Source organism: Brevibacillus borstelensis, assembly GCF_003710865.1.
Taxonomy (GTDB): Bacteria; Bacillota; Bacilli; order Brevibacillales; family Brevibacillaceae; genus Brevibacillus; species Brevibacillus borstelensis.
In genome coordinates this window covers 36,491-56,737 of sequence record NZ_RHHO01000002.1, presented here as the reverse complement: position 1 = coordinate 56,737, position 20,247 = coordinate 36,491, and the positions used below count along the sequence as shown (strand labels likewise).

Sequence of the window (20,247 nt, the reverse complement as noted above, 5' to 3'; positions counted from 1 at the left end):
TCTGAATTAGGTGAGCAGACGCTGTATACTTTCCGCCAGTTTTCCGTCTGTTACGGCAATCGTTACACGCTCATCCTTGCCGATTGCACGGCCAAGCTCATAGCGGTCTGTTGCTGATACACACGGCACACCATAATGGGCGCACTTGTCCTGCACTTTTTTGGATGTATTGGCAGAGGCATCGGCAGCGAGAAGCACCAGTTTGGCTTTTCCGTTCCGAACGGCCTCGACGACCAATCCTTCTCCGGTAATGACCTTGCGGGCCCGCATCGCCAATCCCAACATTTGCGCTGCCTTGGGGATCATTGTCCCATCATCTCCAGCCATTTTTCACGAAACGCATCGTACTGTTCCTGGGTGACAGACATGTTGAGGGCTCGTTCCAACACTTTTTTCCATTTACCTGCTGCAAATGTATCCGGCTTCAGGCAGCTCTCCTGACGGCAAACATACGCCCCGCGTCCTGCCGCCTTTCCGGTCGGATCAATAATGATCTCTTCCTGCGGCGTACGTACGACACGTACCAGTTCTTTTTTTGGAAACATTTCCTGACAAACGATGCACTTTCGCAAAGGGATTTTCTTTTGCTTCATGGTTATACCCAATCCGCCCCCTCATCGCCTTCCTCCGCTTTCGGATAGACGATGCCTTCTTGGTCTGCCTGAGATTCGCTCTTGATGTCGATTTTCCAGCCAGTCAGTTTGGCGGCGAGACGAGCGTTTTGTCCGCGTTTTCCGATGGCAAGCGAAAGCTGATAGTCGGGAACGATCACCCGTGTTACTTTTTCCGCCGCGTTCACTTCTACATGGAGCACCTTTGCCGGGCTCAGCGAGTTGGCCACGTATTCAGCCGGGTCCTCCGACCAGCGGACAATATCAATTTTTTCGCCCTTCAATTCGTTCACGATTGTCTGAACGCGAAGACCTTTCGGGCCTACGCAAGCGCCGACCGGATCGACGTCAGGATTGATGGAATGAACGGCAATTTTGGAACGGTCTCCCGCCTCGCGGGCAACCGACTTGATCTCAACCACACCGTCGTAGATTTCCGGCACTTCCAGCTCGAACAGACGCTTGAGCAGACCTGGATGTGTACGGGACACGACGATTTGCGGTCCTTTTGTGGTCTTTTCTACCTTGATAATGTATGCCTTTACCCGATCCTGGGATTTAAAATCGTCAGTCGGCATTTTTTCCGTAATCGGCATGACCGCTTCCGCTTTTCCCAGGTCAATGTAGTAGTTGCGTTGGTCCATACGCTGCACAACACCAGTCACGATGTCGTCTTCGCGTTCGATGAACTCGCTGTAAATCAAGCCGCGCTCTGCTTCGCGGATGCGTTGGGTAACCACCTGCTTCGCCGTTTGCGCAGCGATGCGTCCAAAATCCCGCGGGGTTACCTCGATTTCGACGATGTCATCCAGGCGGAAATTGGGGTCGATCTCCTGTGATGCCTCCAAGGAAATCTCCAAGCGCGGGTCAAGCACTTCCTCCACAACGGTTTTGCGCGCAAAAACCCGAACCTGCCCCGAGTGACGATTGACGTCGACACGTACGTTTTGGGCAGAATTAAAATTTCGTTTGTATCCCGAAATGAGAGCAGCTTCAATTGCCTCAATCAGTATATCTTTGGAGATTCCCTTTTCTCTCTCAATGGCTTCCAATGCCTCGATAAAATCGGCGTTCATGATTTTCGTTGCCTCCTCCTTTACCCACAGACCACAGTATTAAAAGACAATCGCCATTCGGGCTGTGTCAATTTGCTCCAGTGCAATGACTTGCGTTTTTTTCTGCTCTTTCACTGTCAGCTTACCATCTTCAAAGGAAATCAGCTCGCCTTCGAAAGTGCTTTCGCCTTCGATCGGCTCCTTTGTCGTGATATGTACGTGCCTGCCAACAGCTTTGCGAAAATCGCTTTCTTTTCGCAGAGGACGCTCTGCTCCCGGTGAAGATACTTCCAGGAAGTATGCGGTCGGGATCGGGTCCACTTCGTCCAGCCGCTGGCTTAGCCGCTCGCTGACAAGGCCGCAGTCATCGATGTCGATGCTTCCTGTTTCATTGTCGATGAACACGCGCAGAAACCAGTTGCTGCCTTCTTTTTTGTACTCGATGTCAACCAGTTCCAGACCCAGCTCGTCGAGAATGGGAGTTACCAGGTCGGTGACGATGTCTGTTACCTTGCTCAAGCAAGTACCTCCTTGTCAAATGAAGCATTAAGTTCAGCCAGAAAGAAAGAGTGGGTTTCCCCACTCTCGATCTGCGTTCGTAATAACCAGTATTTCCAAAAAAATTATAGCATAACAGCCCTTTGTTGACAACCGCGGCTATGAAACCTGTCCGAACCGGCTTGGGAAGGTCGCCAAACCCTCTCCTATTTTTTAGAACAGGGAGAGCTGATTGGATTCTGGCAATCCCTGAAGCGCCCCTTGTTCTTCCAAATATTCCAGAATGGTTTTGGAAATGCGGGAGCGGGTGAGCAGGTCCTCTTTGGACAGAAACTCCCCTTCCTCTCTGGCTTTTACGATCCCGATAGCGGCGTTCGTACCAAGCCCAGGCAAGGCATTGAAAGGCGCGATCAGCTTGTCGCCGTCAATGAGGAACTTGGTGGCATCCGAGCGGTACAAGTCCACATTGGCAAATTTGAAACCGCGTTCTACCATTTCGAGAGCCATCTCCAAAACAGTCAAGAGCGACTTTTCTTTCGGCTGTGCGTCATGCCCTTTGCCCTCGATCTCTTCGATCTTTTGGCGAATCGCCGAGGAACCTTTTACCATCAACGGAATGTCGAAGTCGTCAGCGCGTACCGTAAAGTACGTCGCGTAGAATTCAAGCGGGCGATGCACCTTGAAATAGGCGATGCGGACAGCCATCATGACGTAAGCGGTCGCATGCGCTTTCGGGAACATGTACTTGATCTTTTGACAAGATTGAATATACCATTCAGGCACATTGTTCTTGCGCATCTCTTCCTGATCTTCCTCGGGAACCCCTTTTCCTTTACGGACCGACTCCATGATTTTAAAGGCCCGGGATGGCTCAAGACCTTTGTAGATCAAATAAACCATGATATCGTCCCGGCAACCAATAACTTCCGGCAGTCTGCACGTTCCGCTGCGAATCAGGTCCTGGGCGTTGTTCAGCCAGACGTCGGTTCCGTGTGAAAGACCGGAAATCTGCACAAGCTCGGCGAAGGTCGTCGGCTTCGTATCCTCAAGCATCTGCCGCACAAACTTCGTACCGAACTCCGGAATACCGAGTGTCCCCATGTTCGTGCGAATCTGCTCCGGCGTTACATTCAACGCTTCTGTCGAGCTAAAAATCGACATCGTCGCTTTGTCATCCAGCGGAATGGTTTTTGGATCGATTCCGGTCAAGTCCTGAAGCATCCGAATAACGGTCGGGTCATCGTGTCCAAGAATGTCGAGCTTCAGCAGGTTGTCATGGATGGAGTGGAAGTCAAAATGCGTCGTTCTCCACTCGGACTCGTTGTCATCCGCCGGAAACTGAATCGGGCAAAAATCCTCGATCTCCATATAGGACGGTACGACGATAATCCCTCCCGGGTGCTGGCCGGTCGTCCGTTTTACCCCGGTACATCCGTTTACCAGTCGCGCAATCTCTGCATTTCTGAGAGTCATTCCTCGCTCGTCCGCATATTTGCGGACATAGCCGTACGCTGTTTTTTCCGCAACCGTGCCGATCGTACCCGCACGGTACACATAGTCCACACCGAACAGCTCTTGCGTGTATTTGTGCGCCCGCGGCTGGTATTCGCCCGAAAAGTTCAAGTCAATATCGGGGACCTTGTCCCCCTTAAAGCCAAGAAACGTTTCAAACGGGATGTCCTGTCCGTCTTTTGCCAGCTTATGCCCGCAGGAGGGACATTCCTTGTCAGGCAGGTCAAAACCGGAAGCGATCGAACCGTCCGTAATAAACTCGCTGTGCTTGCACTCCGGGCAACGGTAATGCGGAGGCAGCGGATTTACCTCGGTAATGTCGGACATGGTCGCAACAAAGGATGAACCGACCGATCCACGTGATCCGACGAGATAGCCGTCAGAGAGCGATTTGGTCACGAGTCGCTGCGAGATAAGGTAAATGACCCCAAAACCGTGCTTGATAATGCTCGTCAGCTCTTTTTCCAGCCGACTCTCAACAATTTCAGGCAGCGGATCTCCGTACAGTCTCTTGGCCTTGTCATAGCACATCTGACGGAGCTCATCATCGGCCCCTTCGATGATCGGCGTGTACAGCGAATCCGGGATCGGCGAGACCTCTTCAATACTGTCGGCAATTTCATTCGGGGCGGTGATGACCACTTCGCGGGCGATATCTTCCCCGAGGAATTGAAAAGCCTCCAGCATCTCATCGGTCGTCATCAAATACAGCGGCGGCTGGTTGCCGGCATCGTGGGAGCCCTGCGAGAGCAAGAATACATCCCGGAAAATATCATCCTGCGGGTTGAGAAAATGAACGTCCCCGGTCGCCACCACCGGTTTTCCCAGCTCTTTCCCGATTTCCACGATCATCTTGTGATAGCCTTTCATCGTTTCCAGCGAGGGAATTTCCTCATTTCTGAGCAGCGGCGCGTAATGGGCGATGGGCTGCAGTTCCAGGTAATCGTAAAAAGCTGCCACTTCTTTCAACTCTTCCCTCGATTTCCCGCGCAGAATCGACTGCATCAGCTCGCCGTCTTTGCAAGCGGTCCCTATAAGCAAGCCTTCGCGGAATTTTACGAGCTGGCTCCGCTGGATGCGCGGCACCCGGTAGAAGGTTTCCACATGGGATTTGCTGACCAGCTTGTACAAGTTTTTCAGCCCGGCTTTGTTTTTGACCAAAATGGTTGCATGAAACGGTCTTCCGCTCTTGTAATCGACTTCGGCATTGCTCCGCTCGTTGAGGTCCATGAGGCTTTGAATCCCGGCTTCTCGCATATCTTTGAGCATATACTGGAACACGTGCGCCAATGCGACAGTATCGTCCAAAGCGCGGTGAGCGTTGATCAATTCAACGTTGAAGCGTTTTGCCAGCGTACCCAGGCGGTAGTTTCGCATCCCTTTATACATCATGCGGGCCAGCGGCAGAGTGTCCAAAAACGGATTGCTCCACGGCTCCATGCCGATCCGCTTTGCGCAGGCATTGATAAAGTTCTTGTCAAACTCCGCGTTGTGGGCGACGAGCACTGCATTGCCGGCAAACTCTTTAAAGCGGGGAAGGACAACTTCCAGGGTGTCTTTTCCGCGCAGCATCTCGTTGGTAATCCCTGTGATCTCTGTCGTTTTGGGCCCGATTTCCAACTGTGGATCAATCAGCTCTGTCCATTTGTCCACAATTTCCAGACCGCGCATTTTTACGGCGGCGATCTCGATAATCGTATGTTCGGCTGCGTTCAACCCGGTTGTCTCGGTATCAAATACGACATACTCCGTCTTTTCGTCGATCGGCAAATCACTCTCCGGCGTCAAATTGTAGATGATGTCGACACCGTCCTCTACGACATACGCCTCCATGCCGAGAATGCATTTGATGTTGTTCTTTTTGGCAATGCTGTATGCCTCCGGGAAGGACTGTACAACACCGTGATCCGTTACGGCAATCGCTTTGTGTCCCCACTTGGCAGCAGTTGAAATGAGAGATTTGACCGATGCGACGGCATCAAGCGCACTCATCGGCGTGTGGCAGTGCAGCTCCACCCTTTTCTCCGGCGAAGTATCTTTCCTGCTTACCTGCTCGATTTGATTGACGTCATTGGCCATCATGACCAATTCGCGCAGGAACGTATCGTGCTGGACGCTTCCGCGAACCTTCACCCACATGCCGTCCTTGAGCGCCTCCAGCATTTTGACGTCCTCTTTGTCGCGCGAGAAGATTTTGACGGTCAACGAGTCTGTGTAGTCTGTTACGTTGAACGTCAGGAGATGTCTGCCGCTACGCAGCTCCTTGACCTCAACATTGAACACCGTACCTTGGATCACGACACGGCGTTCCTCTTCCTGTATTTCGCAGATCGGAATCGGCGCATCCTTGATGTCATAGCCGATCATCAACGTAGTGATTGCTTCCGTCTGGTCGCTTCCCTTGCTGTCCTTCTCCTGCTGGACAGCACTCATGACCACTTCGACCAGCGCACGTTCTTCTTCTTCGCGCTGTTCCACAAAGGCCTTGTACGCCTCATCGCTTTCTTCTGCAATAAAGGCAAAACGGGGAACACAGCTTGTCGCTTTTTCAAACGACGACGCCAATTCACTATCGGCCCGTTTGCGTTTGGCCATCTCTACGGCCATCTCCGTCGGCAAGTAAATTTTGACTTCCTGCTGCTCTACCTGCTTGCGCGCCGTACGCAGAGTGACTGCCAACGAATTGAGGCTTTGCTCCAAATTTGCGAGCAGTACATCCCAATATTCCTGAACGGCAAATTCTACGGATGGCTGCTCGTGATAACGGAAACGGGCGTCCACCGAAGCCAGATGCGAGAACGTTTGCTTGAGCCGCTCGGAAAACGCCTTGAAAACATCAGCCGGAAGCAAGCGAGGAAGTGTAAAATGAAAGACCCATTCCTTGTTTTGACGATACAGCTCCAATTTGTCGATATGTGCATCAAGAAAAAATCGCTCCACCCAATCAGTTGGCAGGTCCATCTGCTTAACCAACAGTGAGAAGCGATGTTTTTGTTCTTGTAACCGATTCACGGTCTCTTCCACCTCAATCTCCCGATCTTACCCGAAAATGTCTCCCTTTTTCGCAAGGAGCGAACAAAAGAAATAAAAAAGGGATACTCCCCCATCACAAGGGGGCGTACCCCGACTAATTCGACAAAATCCGTGCAAGTTCCTGCTTGATTTTAGGACTTAAAACAGTTCCGCACCTGTACTGTCCACACGGGCGAGAAGCGATTTGACAAACGATACCAGTTCGGTTCGTTTCACTTCATGCGTTTCGCCTGTCCGGCGCACCCGCACCTCCACCAGCCCCTCTTCTGAGGCCTTGTCTGAAACGGTAATGCGAAGCGGCAGTCCGATCAAATCCGCATCTTTGAATTTGACGCCGGCTCGTTCCGGACGATCATCATACAGCACTTCAACACCGGCTGCCTCCAGTGCTTCGGTAATCTCCTCGCTGATCAGTCGCTGCGCTTCGACTTTGGCGTTTACCGGAATGACATGGACGTGGAACGGCGCGATCGACACAGGCCAAATGATCCCGTGTTCATCATTGTTTTGCTCGATCGCAGCTGCCAGTGTACGAGACACGCCGATGCCGTAGCAGCCCATGATCATCGGCTGGCTTCGGCCGTTTTCATCCAGATAGGTCGCGCCGATGGCTGTAGAGTATTTCGTGCCGAGCTTAAAGACGTGCCCCACTTCCACGCCGCGGGCAAACTTGATCAAGCCGCCGCCGCGCGGGCATTCATCTCCCTCCATAATGTTGCGCAGGTCAGCATAGCGGGAGACGGTAAAATCGCGGCCAGCCTGCACATGAACGAGATGGTAGTCCTTCTCGTTGGCACCAGCTACGCCGTCGGCAACATCCTGAACAAAGTTGTCGGCGATGATCTCCAGCTTCTCCTGGTCTACACCGACTGGCCCGACAAAGCCAACAGGTGTTCCAATCGCCGCCAAAATGTCCTGCTCTGAAGCCAAGCCGACATGGGTAGCATCATACAGATTTTTCAATTTCACCTCGTTGATCTCGTGATCCCCGCGTACCAGGACCATGACCAGCTTCTCATCCACTCGGTAAACGAGACTTTTGATAATCCGGCTGGCCTCAACATCGAGAGCTTGCGTCAACTGTTCAATTGTTTTTACATCAGGCGTGTGCACCTTCTCAACCGCCGGCGTATCTCCCTTCGGCTTCGCTGCAGGCTTGTACACCACTTCCGCTTTTTCCAGATTGGCTGCATAGTCGCCATTTTCCGAATAGGCGATCGTATCTTCACCGATATCGCAAAGCGCCATAAATTCATAGGTGCCTTTTCCGCCAATCGCTCCCGCGTCAGCTTCCACTGCACGGAAGTTCAGACCTACCCTCGTGAAAATGCGTGTGTAGGCATCGTACATCGCTTGGAAATTCTTATCCAGCCCTTCCTGCGTCGTGTCGAATGAATACGCATCCTTCATGATAAACTCCCGGCTGCGGATCAGACCAAAGCGAGGGCGGACCTCGTCGCGGAACTTCGTCTGAATCTGATACAGATTGATCGGCAGTTTTTTGTAGGAGTTGATCTCGTCTCTGACCAGGCTCGTAATCACTTCTTCGTGAGTGGGGCCGAGTGCAAAAGATCGATCATGACGGTCTTTCAAGCGTACCAGCTCCGGCCCGTACACATCCCAGCGGCCGGTTTGGTGCCACAGCTCTGCCGGCTGCATGGCTGGCATAAGCAATTCCTGTCCGCCTGCCCGGTTCATTTCTTCGCGAACGATTGCCTGAATTTTTTGCAGGGTCCTGAGCGCAAGCGGCAGATAGGTATAAATGCCTGAAGCTAACTGCCGCGCCATGCCTGCACGGAGCAGCAGTTTATGACTGGCAATTTCCGCATCCGACGGGACTTCCCGCAGAGTAGGAATCAACATCTGACTTTGCTTTAACACACACGTGTCCTCCTTCACGTTGCAGAGGGTCTAGCCGACCTGGGTGGTCTTTTTCTCTTCCACGATTTCATTGATTTCTTTCATCAATTCCTCGAACAATTCCGTTTCTTTTACCTTCCGTACAATTTCGCCGTTTCGGAAGATCAGGCCTTCGCCATTACCGCCGGCAACACCTACGTCCGCTTCCCGCGCTTCGCCGGGACCATTTACCGCGCATCCCATTACGGCGATTTTCAAAGGTGTTTTGAGTGTAGAAACAGCATCCTCCACCTTGGTTGCAAGTCCGATCAGATCGATCGCACAACGTCCGCAAGACGGGCAAGCGATTACGACCGGATCGTTGTTCACAATCTCAAGGCTGCGCAAAATTTGCTTGGCTACCTTGATTTCCTCAACCGGATCAGCGGTCAGCGAAACCCGGATCGTATCGCCGATACCCATTGACAGCACTGTACCGATCCCGACAGCGGATTTGATGCTACCAGAGAACTGTGTCCCGGCTTCGGTCACTCCGACGTGCAGCGGATAATTGCGCTTCTGCGCCATCAAAGAGTACGTCTGGATCATGGTCGGAACATCGGAAGACTTCAGTGAAATGACGATGTTGTCGTAATTGAGCTCTTCCAGAATGTGCACGTGATCCATTGCGCTCTCCACGATTGCTTCCGGAGATGGGTAGCCGTATTTTTCCAACAGCCGTTTTTCCACGGAACCGGAGTTCACCCCGATCCGGATCGGAACATTGCGCTCACGGCATGCTTCCACGACCGCTTTCGTCTTCTCTTTTGAACCGATATTCCCCGGATTGATGCGGATTTTGTCAATTCCGCTCTCCAGGGCGATCAGCGCCAGTTTATAGTCAAAGTGAATATCTGCCACTAGCGGGAGTGGAGAACGTTCTTTAATCGCTTTGATGGAACGGGCCGCATCCTCGTTGATAACCGCCAGACGAACAATTTGGCAGCCTGCGTCATAGAGCCGCTGAATCTGTGCCAGCGTCCCTTCTACGTCCCGCGTATCAGCGGTTGTCATCGATTGAATGACAACACTTTTTTGTCCGCCGATTTGTACGCCTCCCACAAATACCGGTTTGGTCTCCTCACGCTTGTACATAGGGCACCATCCTTTATGTTTGTCAAACAGCCTGTGAACACTGCTTTATTCTGTAAACAATCGGTGTAAATCGTTCCATGTCACAACCAAAATCAACAACATCAAAAAGGCAAACCCAAGGAAGTGTACCATCCCTTCCTTATGCGGATCAAGCGGTCTTCCCCGCAGGGCTTCGATCAGCAGGAAGGCGAGTCTGCCTCCGTCCAAAGCAGGCAAAGGAAGCAGGTTGATCAGTCCCAGGTTAATACTCAGGACAGCTGCCCATTTCATCAGGATCGCCAAGCCTTGCTGAGCAAATTCGCCGGTCATCTTAAAGATTCCGACTGGTCCGCTAAGATCGTTCAATCCCACTGAACCTGTAAAGAGCATGCCGATACTCGTCAAAATCATCGTGGTAAACTCGTATGTCGATTTTCCGCCATACTGAAGCACTTGCGCCGGAGCGTAGGTGACAGCGTTGCCCACCATGATCTTCCCGACATTCTCCTCGTTCTTGACATGGACCATGGCATTGATCATCTGTCCTCCCCGATCAACAACGATTTCCAGTTGCTTGTCCGGCGATTTGCTGACGATCTCCACCATTTCTCTCCATGTCGATACAGGCTGTCCCTGAATCGTAATAACCTTGTCTCCTGATTGCAATCCCGCCTGTGCTGCCGGTCCTCCCTGGATGATCTCGCCCAGCACGGGCTCATTTACAGGTACTCCATAAACGAGTCCGATGACGATAAACAACACGAAAGCGAGCAAAAAGTTTGCAGCAGGGCCCGCAAAGATTGCCCAGAAGCGCTGCATAACCGTCTTTCCTTTAAACTGGCGGTCCAACGGGGCGATTTGCACCTCATGACCGTCTTTTACGAGCTGGGCTTGCGGATGCACCGAAAAAGTGCGTTGTTCTCCGTCTGTTTCCAGAACGATGGACAATGCTTTCTCCAGGTCGAAATCGACAATTGTACCTGTTACCGCACCTTTGCCTTCACCATTTGGGCCATCCAGCAGGATGCGGGTTACCTTCCCCACCGGATCTCGCTCCAAGGTCACTTCCATGTGCGGCTTCAGAACGTCCAGCTCAGGGTCCTCCCCCGCCATGCGTACCATCCCGCCAATCGGCAGCAGCCGCAGTGTGTATTCTGTTTCTCCTCGCTTTACGCTAAAAATCTTTGGTCCCATTCCAAGTGCAAACTCCCGGCACAAAATGCCGGCCCGTTTTGCCAACAGAAAATGACCAAGCTCGTGCACAAAGACAAGTACACCGAACACGATGACTATCGCGAGAATTGATTCCACTGAATCCAAGTTGGGAAAAGGCAAGAGAACAGCCACCTTTCATTCCGTTTTTAACGCTTGTTAACGCCCAGACAGCTCGCAGCCTGATCGCGTGCCCACTGGTCGGCTGCCAAAATTTCTTCCAGAGAAGGATGACTCGTGCCCTGATGGGCTTCGCACGTTTGGCGAACGATCTTTTCAATCTCCAGAAATGCGATGCTTCCTCGCAAAAAGCTGTCTACAGCCACCTCATTTGCAGCGTTCAATACAGTGGGGTGAGTCCCGCCTACTCTTCCGCACTCATACGCCAATTGTAACAGAGGATAGCGGTCAAAATCCATTGGTGCAAAATGAAGCGTGCCGCTCTTCACCAGATCGAGCGGTTCCGTACCAAGCGGCATTCTTTTCGGATAGCTCAGCGCATACTGGATCGGCACGCGCATATCGGGCGTACCCAGTTGTGCCATGACAGCCCGGTCTTTGTATTCTACCATAGAGTGAATGATGCTCTCATAATGGAGAACACATTCGATCTGTTCATAAGGAAGGTCGAAGAGCCAATGAGCCTCGATAACCTCAAAGCCCTTGTTCATCATCGTCGCCGAATCGATCGTGATTTTGGAGCCCATGCTCCAGTTCGGATGATGCAAAGCCTGCTCCACAGACACATCGGCCAGCTCCTCCCGGCTCAAATGGCGAAATGACCCGCCTGAAGCTGTCAAAATGATGCGGGCGATATCCTCGCGACGCTCCCCTTGCAAACACTGAAAGATTGCCGAGTGTTCGCTGTCGACCGGAATGATCTGCACACCTCTGTCCCTGGCTGCTTTCATCACGATATGGCCAGCGCTGACAAGCGTTTCCTTGTTGGCCAAACCGATGGTCTTGCCAGCTTCTATGGCAGCGAGTGTAGGCGCAACTCCGATGCTTCCGACCACTGCCGTCATTACGAAATTGGCCTCAGCATGCTTCGCCGTCTCCTCTAATCCCGCTTCTCCGTACATAATCTCGACCCGGCTGTTCCCCAGACGTCCCTGCAATTCTTTGGCCGCTTGAGCGTTTCCTACAGAGACCAGTTCCGGCCTGAACTGTTCGATCTGTTCAGCCAGCAGTTCGATATTGGACCCGGCTGCCATCGCGACTACGCTAAACTCCTCCGGATGTTGAGACACCACGTCGAGCGTGCTTTTGCCGATGGAGCCTGTTGAGCCCAAGAGCGATATTCGTTTCAAACGCTTCACCCTCTATATACTTTCTATATGGCTTTTCCCGTTAGACAATGCCCAGCAAATGCAAAACCGGAAAGACAAGAATCATGCTGTCAAAACGGTCAAGAACTCCCCCGTGTCCAGGGATGATTTGTCCTGAATCTTTTACTTCAAAATGACGTTTGATCGCGGACTCAACCAAATCGCCAAGCTGACCCGCAATCCCACTGACGAGGGCAATGATCAGCGCCTTGTCCAAAGAGATTCCGCCAATCCATACGTTTACTGCCATAACGACAAGAACAGCCGCAAGCAAGCCGCCTGCGGCTCCCTCAATCGTTTTGTTCGGACTAATTGCAGGCCAAAGCTTCCGCTTGCCGATGGCTTTTCCCATGAAATACGCTCCTGAATCTGTTGCCCATATTCCCAGGATAACGAGAACTGTAAGCATCAGCCCTGTGTCTGGCAAATTGCGCAGCGCAGCCATATAGGCAAAGCCATAGCCTATGTATAACGCCCCCACCAATGCAAGGGCGGCGTGTTCAATGTGAAACTGATTTTTCCGAAAGACCGCGTACAAAAGCAAAAGAAGGGTTACGGGCAGTACCAGATCAGGCAGTATGACTCCTGTCTCTTTCGTAAAGGAAAGAGACGGCCACAACAGGCTGATCATGAGCAGATACGCCAGTACCCCTGCCACACTCAGCGGTTGAACCTTTGCCATCCGCAAAAATTCAAAAAGGCCTATAACGGCCAAGAAAAATACGAGCAACGAGAACCAATGGTCCCCTAAATAAACCAATAACAAAAAGCCTGCCCCACCAATGAGGCCTGTAATGATCCGCTGCTTCAACTGATTCCACCTCTCGGCTTATACCGCTCCGTAGCGACGAGCTCTGCCCTGGTATTCAGCAATCGCTTGATATAAATGTTCCCTGGTAAAATCGGGCCAAAGCACATCGGTGAACCACAATTCCGTGTAGGCCAGCTGCCACAACATAAAGTTGCTCAAACGAAGTTCTCCACTGGTGCGTATCAACAGGTCTGGATCTGGGATGTCACTCGTGTACAAATGTCGGGAAATCATCTCTTCGTCCAATTGTTCCAGGTCGATCTCACCCGCTTGCAAACGGGTACCTATATCTTTTACTGCTAAGGCAATTTCCTTTCGTCCCCCGTAATTAAGGGCAAAAATCAACTGCAGCCCCGTGTTTTGCTTCGTCCGCTCCTCCGCTGTTTCCAGCGCTTTCAGCGTATGTGCAGGCAATTCGTCTTTGCTGCCGACCATTCGAATCTGAACGTTGCGTTCGATCAATTCTTCCAATTCTGTCGACAAAAATTCCTGCGGCAGTTTCATCAAAAAGTCTACTTCTTCTCTGGGTCGCTTCCAGTTCTCGGTAGAAAATGCATACATGGTTAAATACTTGACGCCAATTTCATCGGATGCTTTGACGATCTCTTTTACCGTCTTCATCCCTGCCCTGTGTCCGGCAATCCTGGGAAGATTCCGCATTTTGGCCCAGCGTCCGTTCCCGTCCATAATTACGGCCAAGTGGTTCGGGACTGGTCCGGAGCTGTCAAACTCTACGGATGACCCCTGTTTTTCTTTTCGAGTCAACTTGCGCGCGAGATGTTCTAACATAAAGTGTTCCCCCAAAATGAGAGATATAGACATTCATCCCCCTCAGATGAGGGGGATCATGCATTAAACTTCCAGAATGTCCTTTTCCTTTTCCTTGACGATCTTATCGACTTCAGCGATGTACTTGTCAGTCGCCTTTTGAATCGTCTCCTGATGGCGGCGGGACTCATCTTCGGATATCGTTCCGCCCTTTTCCAGCTTTTTGATGTCATCGTTGGCATCGCGGCGGATGTTCCGAATCGCTACTTTCGCTTCTTCCCCGCTCTTGTTCGCTACCTTGACCAATTCCTTGCGGCGCTCTTCTGTAAGCGGCGGGATCACAATGCGAATGATTGTCCCGTCGTTGGAAGGAGTCAAACCGAGGTCGGATTGCTGAATCGCTCTGTCGATTTCCTTTAAGGAAGACTTATCCCATGGCTGGATGGTCAGCATGCGCGGTTCCGGCACACTGATATTAGCCAATTGGCTGATCGGTGTCGGTGTTCCGTAGTAATCCACCACAATCTTATCCAAAATGGCCGGGTTTGCACGACCCGCACGCAGGCTGGCAAGATCTTTTTTTAGTGTGCTGATGGCTTTGCTCATACGTTCTTCCATATCTTTCAATACGGTTTGCGGCATGTATTATTCCCCCTTAACCAATGTTCCGATCTTTTCACCCATAACGGCGCGACGAATATTGCCTTCTTCAGAAATATTAAAGACAATCAATGTAATGTCATTATCCATGCAGAGGCTCGATGCCGTGGAATCCATTACGCCCAGACCCTTGCTTAACACTTCGAGGAACGTGAGCTTGTCGTACTTCACTGCTGTTGGGTCAATGCTCGGATCAGCGGAATAGACACCGTCTACTTTGTTTTTAGCCATCAGAATGACTTCAGCTTCGATTTCGGCGGCCCGCAACGCAGCCGTCGTATCTGTGGAAAAATAGGGATTCCCCGTACCTGCGGCAAATATGACCACTCGTTGTTTCTCCAGATGGCGTATTGCCCTGCGGCGTATGTATGGTTCGGCTACTTGCCTCATTTCGATGGACGTTTGTACACGAGTCGGGACGTTCACTTTTTCTAATCCATCCTGCAGAGCGAGCGAGTTCATAATGGTTGCAAGCATCCCCATGTAATCGGCTGTGGCCCGATCCATGCCTTTGGAGCTGCCTGAGAGTCCGCGCCAGATATTTCCACCACCGACAACAACTGCAACTTGTACTCCCAATTCTACAATTTCCTTAATCTGGTTGGCGATGGAGAAAATCACCTTCGGGTCAATCCCGTACCCGATGTCTCCCGCCAGAGCTTCCCCACTCAACTTTAACACAACCCGTTTATAGGCAGGAAGTGGCATGTGAAACGGCCTCCATTCATGAAACATTCTCTGTGCTTTACCGGAATCCTCCCAGCTAGCCGAGCGACTTTTCCGATCACCGGGCAATACGTGCCTAGCGGCGATCCGCCTGCTCTTATAAAATAGGGAACACGCAGGTGTTCCCTATTTTTACGGTCATTACTGTTTATTAACTTGCGCCATTACTTCAGCGGCAAAGTCTTCTTGTTTTTTCTCGATGCCTTCGCCCACTTGATAACGGACAAAGCCCTTCAAAGTAGCGCCTTTTTCTTTCAGCAGAGCGGCAACTTTTTTGTCTGGATCTTTAACGAATGGCTGCTCAACCATTACGTACTCTTCAAAGTATTTGGAGAGGCGGCCTTCTACCATTTTTTCTACGATATTTGCCGGTTTGCCCTCAGCCAGAGCTTGGTTTTTCAGTACTTCGCGCTCGCGCTCGATCTCGTCTTGAGATACTTCCTCACGGTTGGCAAAACGCGGGTTGGATGCAGCTGCGTGCATACCCAGGTCTTTTGCCAGCGTTTCGTCTGTAGTTCCTTCGAGGACGACTACAACACCGATGCGGCCGCCCATGTGCAGGTAGCTACCGAACACGCCGTTATCGGATTTCTCCAGGATGGAGAAGCGACGGAAGGAAATGTTTTCTCCGATGGTGGAGATTTTTTCGTTGATCATGTGGCCGAGAGTTTCTCCTTGGCCTTTGAACGGCTGCTCCAGAGCAGCTTCTACGCTCGCAGGACGTTGGGATACAACGTGCTCAGCGATGTCCTTCACCAGCTCTTGGAACTCAGGGTTTTTCGCTACGAAGTCTGTTTCACAGTTTACTTCCACGATTGCCGCAACGTTGCCGGCTACAGCGCAGGAAGTCAAGCCTTCTGCTGCGATGCGGCCCGCTTTTTTCGCAGCCTTCGCGATTCCGCGTTCACGGAGAAGGTCAATCGCTTTTTCCATGTCACCGTTCGTTTCTTCGAGAGCGCGTTTGCAGTCCATCATCCCTGCGCCTGTACGCTCGCGCAGTTCTTTCACCGCTTGTGCACTGATTGCCATATCGTAGAACCTCCTTGGGAAAGTCGAATCTAAGTATAGGTGTTAAAAAGGGTGGACGGGGTTCTGAAACCCTCAGTCCACCCTCATACACTTGCTTACGCAGTTGTTGTAGCTTGTTCGCCGCCTTGGTTGCCTTCAACCAGAGCGTCAGCCATTTTGGAAGTCAGCAGCTTAACAGCGCGGATGGCATCGTCGTTACCTGGGATCACGTAGTCGATTTCATCCGGATCGCAGTTAGTATCTACAATCGCAACGATTGGGATACCCAATTTGCGAGCTTCTGCTACTGCGATGCGCTCTTTGCGCGGATCGATTACGAACAGCGCGTCTGGCAGTTCTTCCATGTGAGCGATACCGCCCAGGAATTTTTCCAAACGCTCTTTTTCCTTGCGAAGAACGATAACTTCTTTCTTCGGCAGAACTGCGAAAGTACCGTCTTCTTCCATACGGTTCAGCTCAGCAAGGCGAGCAGTACGTTTTTTAATCGTAGAGAAGTTCGTCAGCGTACCACCCAGCCAGCGTTGGTTGATGTAGTAGTGGCCTGTACGGATTGCTTCTTCTTTTACGGATTCTTGTGCTTGTTTCTTCGTTCCAACGAAGAGCACTTTTCCGCCGTTTTGAGCGAGTTCACGTACAAAGTTGTACGCTTCCTCAACTTTTTTCACGGTTTTTTGCAGGTCAATAATGTAGATGCCGTTACGTTCGGTGAAGATATAGCGTGCCATTTTCGGGTTCCAGCGGCGAGTTTGGTGACCGAAGTGTACACCAGCCTCGAGGAGCTGTTTCATCGAAATCACTGCCATATTTTCACACCTCCTTAAAAAATGGTTTTTTTGTGCTTACCTCCGCCTCACCGCATTTTCCAAACAAAACTGCCAATCTGGCAGCACCATTGCCGGAATTGGTGGACGTGCGAATTCAACACCGTTAATGAATATATCATATGACCTAAACGATTGCAAGAAACCAATCCCATTTCCCGCAAAAAAAATCGCCTCACTTTTTCGGAGGCGTCGCGATGATGGACACGATGTCAGCTTCGCTTGCCCCGAGGGGAATCTGATACGTGCCGACACGTATGCGATTGAGTTTGTTCTGCTTTTTCAACGTTTCTACAAACTGGTTGTCGGGTTCCAAAATCCCTGCGTCCACCAATGTGCGCTCGACACTTTCCGCCGTCGCTTTATATGGAATCTGGATCGTCTTCGTCTCTTTTGGCAAGGGCTCTGTCGGCACGGACACCTGAGAACTATCCGCCGGAACAGGCTGCTGCGGCTTGCTTGGATCAGCAGTTTCGGCAGTGGGCATGACCGAGGTCTCGCTTTTTGGTTCCTTTGCTCTCACCGGCGCTTGCGGCAGTGCTGCTTCGGGTTTCTCAGGCTTTCCCGCTTGCGGCTGATCCGGTGTCGATGAAACAGGGGCAGAAGGCTTCTTTGGCGGGGTTGGCAGCGGTTGGAGCTCAATCTTTTTTTCTTGTTGCAGCTGATTGAACTCTTCCTTAGAAAGAACGACCAGTTGCAGCTCTTCTGCAGCTGTCTCCAGCTGTTCCTTCGTCAAGGACTGGTGGGTTCCCGGGGCTTCCTTTTGTGTTGTAATTCCCAAAATCGATGCTGCCACGAGGAGACCGGCCCCGAATCCAAAAAAGATATCGCGCTTATTCATTGGCCGCTCCTGCCTCCCGCGGCTTGGCCAATGACAAGATCAAATCGATCTCTCCTCTGCCTGCCCCCAGCCTTTTTGCAATCTCGTCAGGCCCCAGTCCTTCTTGCATCAATTCGAATACGCGCCGATAGCGCTCACGCATGGAAAGCACATCCGCCGCCTCTCCGGAGGACTCCTGCTGGTCTGGACTTGCCGGCTGCCGACGGGCGGTACGCAGTTCAGCCAATTCCCGCTCCACTTTGTCCAGTCGCCCTTTCGCATCAGCCAGTTCTTTCTTGAGTTGTGCATTCGACTTGTAGAACGCTTCACTCTCAGCTTCTTTCTCTTGCTTGATTTGCAGGACAAAACGCTGGAGCGTTGCCTCCACTTCCTCTATATTCAGTTGTGGAGCGGCTGGCATGCGATCCCTTTTTGAACGTCTGGAAGAAAACAGCAGGGCCAGCACCATGATTGCCACCCCTGCCCCTGCCAAAATATAATAAGACCCATTCATTGTAGTCACCTATACTTCCTTCATTTTCTTCTTGATGGTAAGGTTACAAGGATATGTCGATGTAACGTCCGCGAAGAGGGTCGCGCATCGCCACTTCCCCAGATGCGGTGCCGCCATTTCCGGGAGATTGTGCCGCCTGTTTTGTAGAGGCTTCCAACGCCGACTCCTTGCTGCCCTGCTGGTCTTGTCGCTCTTTATCCCTCAGCTGGTTTTTATCTGTCTCGTTGACCTCTGCTGCACGCTGACTTTTTTGTTGGTCTATCCCTTTCTGCTCTTGTTGCAGGAGATGCTGCTCGTTGGTTAGCCGATGCTGGTATTGTTCCTGAATGCGCCCAACCTCAGTGGTTCGCGGCAGTGCCACCTGTAACTCAACCGTTTTGAGACTCATCAGGGCCATCTCCTTTTTCCGTATCGCTATGCTCAGACGAGAGTGGAAGTCGTGATCTCTCCGTTAACGACGAGAAAGCGGGTACGTGCAAACTCCTGCTTGATAAACCGGACCAGTTTGCCAAATACCATTTTAATGCCAGGATACATCGTGTAATACACATCAATGGCGGCTGGTGAATCTCCCTCCAGCTCCGCTTCCACTTCTTTTTTGCGAGCTTCGAGCTGTTTTCCTTCTTTCTCCAGAATCAGCCTTGTATTGGCCAGCTTGATTTGCATGGTCTTCTTTTCCGGAGAAAGCTCGCCATTTACCTGCAGGAGCTGGTTTAGTACGCCCAGCCCTTGATCCGTTTTGCGCAAATTTTCATACACAATTTGCAGTTCTTTATTGATCGATGCCAATTCCAGACGCAGCTCCGGCTTGACGCCAACCTCCAGAACCGTAGGCGTTGCACTCGTATTGCCTATCACACGAGCCGTTATTTTTTCTCCAGCTTGAAGCGTGCCGCCAATAATGATTCCTTTTGGACCATTACAAATAATTTGCTTTCCCGCCCGCACCTGGGAGAACATGATGCTCTGCGAAACCAGGACTTGATTGCCTGCCGTGACATTTGCATTTTGAATAAATGACGTCTTCACGTTGTTGCCGGCGATTACTTGTCCTTTGTCTTGAGCGACAATACCACTCTTGATCTCAACCGAACCTCCGGCTTCCAATTCGGCGCCCTCGACACTTCCGAGGACGCGAATATCCCCTGATGCCTTCACCCGAAAGCCAGTCGGAATGTTACCGCGAATGACCACCGTTCCCACAAAATCGATGTTCCCGACGCTAAAATCGACATCACCATTGACTTCGAACACAGGAAATACATTCACTTTATGATTGTCCGTAAAGGAAACCTGACCGTCTATCGCTGAATACAGCATCGTTTTCTCTGCATTCAACACCACATTTTTGCCGAGCTTCAGCACAGCTTCCTTGCCGGCTTTAGGAACGATGGGCTCTCCGGTAACCGCAATACCCGCTATTCCGGGCACTGGGGGTGTTTTCCGCGCCAACAGCTGCCCTTTAGCCACATTGGGAATGTTCGTAATGCTGTAATAGTCAACCCGTCCGTCTTCCAGCTCTTTTGGCCGTTTTTCGTCTTGATTTTTTTCAAGAAAGGTGTACTCGATCTCGCCATCCTTCCCGGCAACAGGAGCAGTTCCGTTCGCGATCGTAACGTACGTGTTCACAAATTTTGCCGGGTTGCTGCACAGTTCTTGGACGACCTGATCAAGAATTCCATGTGTAATTTTTTGTTGTCGCAATACTTCACGCACTTCTGTCTCCGTTATGCGAAGCTGCGATCCTAGCTCCTGGTCGGCAATCACCAACATGATCCCGGCTTCCAGTTTGTCCTGAGAGATTTTGACTTCGAGCTTGTAGTTTCCTATCGCTTCCATCTTTCTACCACTCTCAAACCATGGGCCCTCTTCTCCC

At 51.4% G+C, this 20,247-nt stretch carries 19 protein-coding genes; all 19 read right to left on the bottom strand.

Annotated features, from left to right (window positions below):
- Window positions 1–6: 6 nt before the first annotated feature.
- Window positions 7–306 (bottom strand): YlxQ family RNA-binding protein, encoded by a 300-nt coding sequence (locus EDM54_RS01350; RefSeq protein ID WP_003385844.1) that lies wholly within the window; start codon window positions 304–306, stop codon window positions 7–9.
- Window positions 303–593, bottom strand: coding sequence for an RNase P modulator RnpM (gene rnpM, locus EDM54_RS01345; RefSeq protein ID WP_003385845.1), 291 nt, complete (start codon window positions 591–593; stop codon window positions 303–305). Before rnpM ends, EDM54_RS01350 begins: the two co-directional genes overlap by 4 nt.
- A 2-nt stretch (window positions 594–595) precedes the next feature.
- Window positions 596–1,687: a transcription termination factor NusA gene (gene nusA / locus EDM54_RS01340; protein WP_003385846.1), complete on the bottom strand. Its 1,092-nt coding sequence runs from the start codon at window positions 1,685–1,687 to the stop codon at window positions 596–598.
- A 39-nt stretch (window positions 1,688–1,726) separates the two neighbouring features.
- Complete coding sequence (gene rimP, locus EDM54_RS01335) at window positions 1,727–2,185, bottom strand: ribosome maturation factor RimP (RefSeq protein ID WP_003385847.1); 459 nt, start codon at window positions 2,183–2,185, stop codon at window positions 1,727–1,729.
- 192 nt (window positions 2,186–2,377) lie between these two features.
- Window positions 2,378–6,688, bottom strand: coding sequence for a PolC-type DNA polymerase III (locus EDM54_RS01330; RefSeq protein WP_031932904.1), 4,311 nt, complete (start codon window positions 6,686–6,688; stop codon window positions 2,378–2,380).
- A 159-nt stretch (window positions 6,689–6,847) separates the two neighbouring features.
- Complete coding sequence (locus EDM54_RS01325) at window positions 6,848–8,590, bottom strand: proline--tRNA ligase (RefSeq protein ID WP_024983829.1); 1,743 nt, start codon at window positions 8,588–8,590, stop codon at window positions 6,848–6,850.
- Between the two features lie 30 nt (window positions 8,591–8,620).
- Entirely contained in the window at window positions 8,621–9,703 is a 1,083-nt protein-coding gene (ispG, locus tag EDM54_RS01320; protein WP_003385851.1) for a flavodoxin-dependent (E)-4-hydroxy-3-methylbut-2-enyl-diphosphate synthase, read from the bottom strand.
- Between the two features lie 45 nt (window positions 9,704–9,748).
- Window positions 9,749–11,017 (bottom strand): RIP metalloprotease RseP, encoded by a 1,269-nt coding sequence (gene rseP / locus EDM54_RS01315; RefSeq protein WP_003385852.1) that lies wholly within the window; start codon window positions 11,015–11,017, stop codon window positions 9,749–9,751.
- A 26-nt stretch (window positions 11,018–11,043) separates the two neighbouring features.
- Window positions 11,044–12,204 carry a 1-deoxy-D-xylulose-5-phosphate reductoisomerase gene (locus EDM54_RS01310; RefSeq protein ID WP_122957627.1) on the bottom strand — a complete coding sequence of 387 codons (1,161 nt, stop codon included), beginning with the start codon at window positions 12,202–12,204 and terminating at the stop codon, window positions 11,044–11,046.
- Between the two features lie 40 nt (window positions 12,205–12,244).
- A complete protein-coding gene (locus EDM54_RS01305) occupies window positions 12,245–13,033 on the bottom strand; it encodes a phosphatidate cytidylyltransferase (protein ID WP_003385854.1) in 789 nt (262 codons plus the stop codon).
- Window positions 13,034–13,051: 18 nt separating this feature from the next.
- Window positions 13,052–13,822: an undecaprenyl pyrophosphate synthase gene (gene uppS, locus EDM54_RS01300; protein WP_003385855.1), complete on the bottom strand. Its 771-nt coding sequence runs from the start codon at window positions 13,820–13,822 to the stop codon at window positions 13,052–13,054.
- A 63-nt stretch (window positions 13,823–13,885) separates the two neighbouring features.
- On the bottom strand, window positions 13,886–14,443 hold the full coding sequence (gene frr / locus EDM54_RS01295) for a ribosome recycling factor (RefSeq protein WP_003385856.1): 558 nt from the start codon (window positions 14,441–14,443) through the stop codon (window positions 13,886–13,888).
- Window positions 14,444–14,446: 3 nt separating this feature from the next.
- A complete protein-coding gene (gene pyrH, locus EDM54_RS01290; RefSeq protein ID WP_003385857.1) occupies window positions 14,447–15,169 on the bottom strand; it encodes a UMP kinase in 723 nt (240 codons plus the stop codon).
- Window positions 15,170–15,328: 159 nt separating this feature from the next.
- Entirely contained in the window at window positions 15,329–16,216 is an 888-nt protein-coding gene (tsf, locus tag EDM54_RS01285; protein WP_003385858.1) for a translation elongation factor Ts, read from the bottom strand.
- A 95-nt stretch (window positions 16,217–16,311) separates the two neighbouring features.
- Entirely contained in the window at window positions 16,312–17,019 is a 708-nt protein-coding gene (gene rpsB, locus EDM54_RS01280; RefSeq protein ID WP_003385859.1) for a 30S ribosomal protein S2, read from the bottom strand.
- A 193-nt stretch (window positions 17,020–17,212) separates the two neighbouring features.
- Complete coding sequence (locus EDM54_RS01275) at window positions 17,213–17,878, bottom strand: hypothetical protein (protein WP_024983831.1); 666 nt, start codon at window positions 17,876–17,878, stop codon at window positions 17,213–17,215.
- Window positions 17,871–18,371, bottom strand: a complete 501-nt coding sequence (locus EDM54_RS01270; RefSeq protein WP_003385861.1) for a DUF6115 domain-containing protein — start codon at window positions 18,369–18,371, stop codon at window positions 17,871–17,873. The genes EDM54_RS01275 and EDM54_RS01270 overlap by 8 nt, the downstream gene beginning before the upstream one ends.
- A gap of 43 nt (window positions 18,372–18,414) precedes the next feature.
- A complete protein-coding gene (locus EDM54_RS01265; RefSeq protein WP_003385863.1) occupies window positions 18,415–18,759 on the bottom strand; it encodes a hypothetical protein in 345 nt (114 codons plus the stop codon).
- A gap of 32 nt (window positions 18,760–18,791) precedes the next feature.
- Window positions 18,792–20,210, bottom strand: a complete 1,419-nt coding sequence (locus tag EDM54_RS01260) for a flagellar assembly protein A (protein ID WP_003385864.1) — start codon at window positions 20,208–20,210, stop codon at window positions 18,792–18,794.
- Window positions 20,211–20,247: the final 37 nt, after the last annotated feature.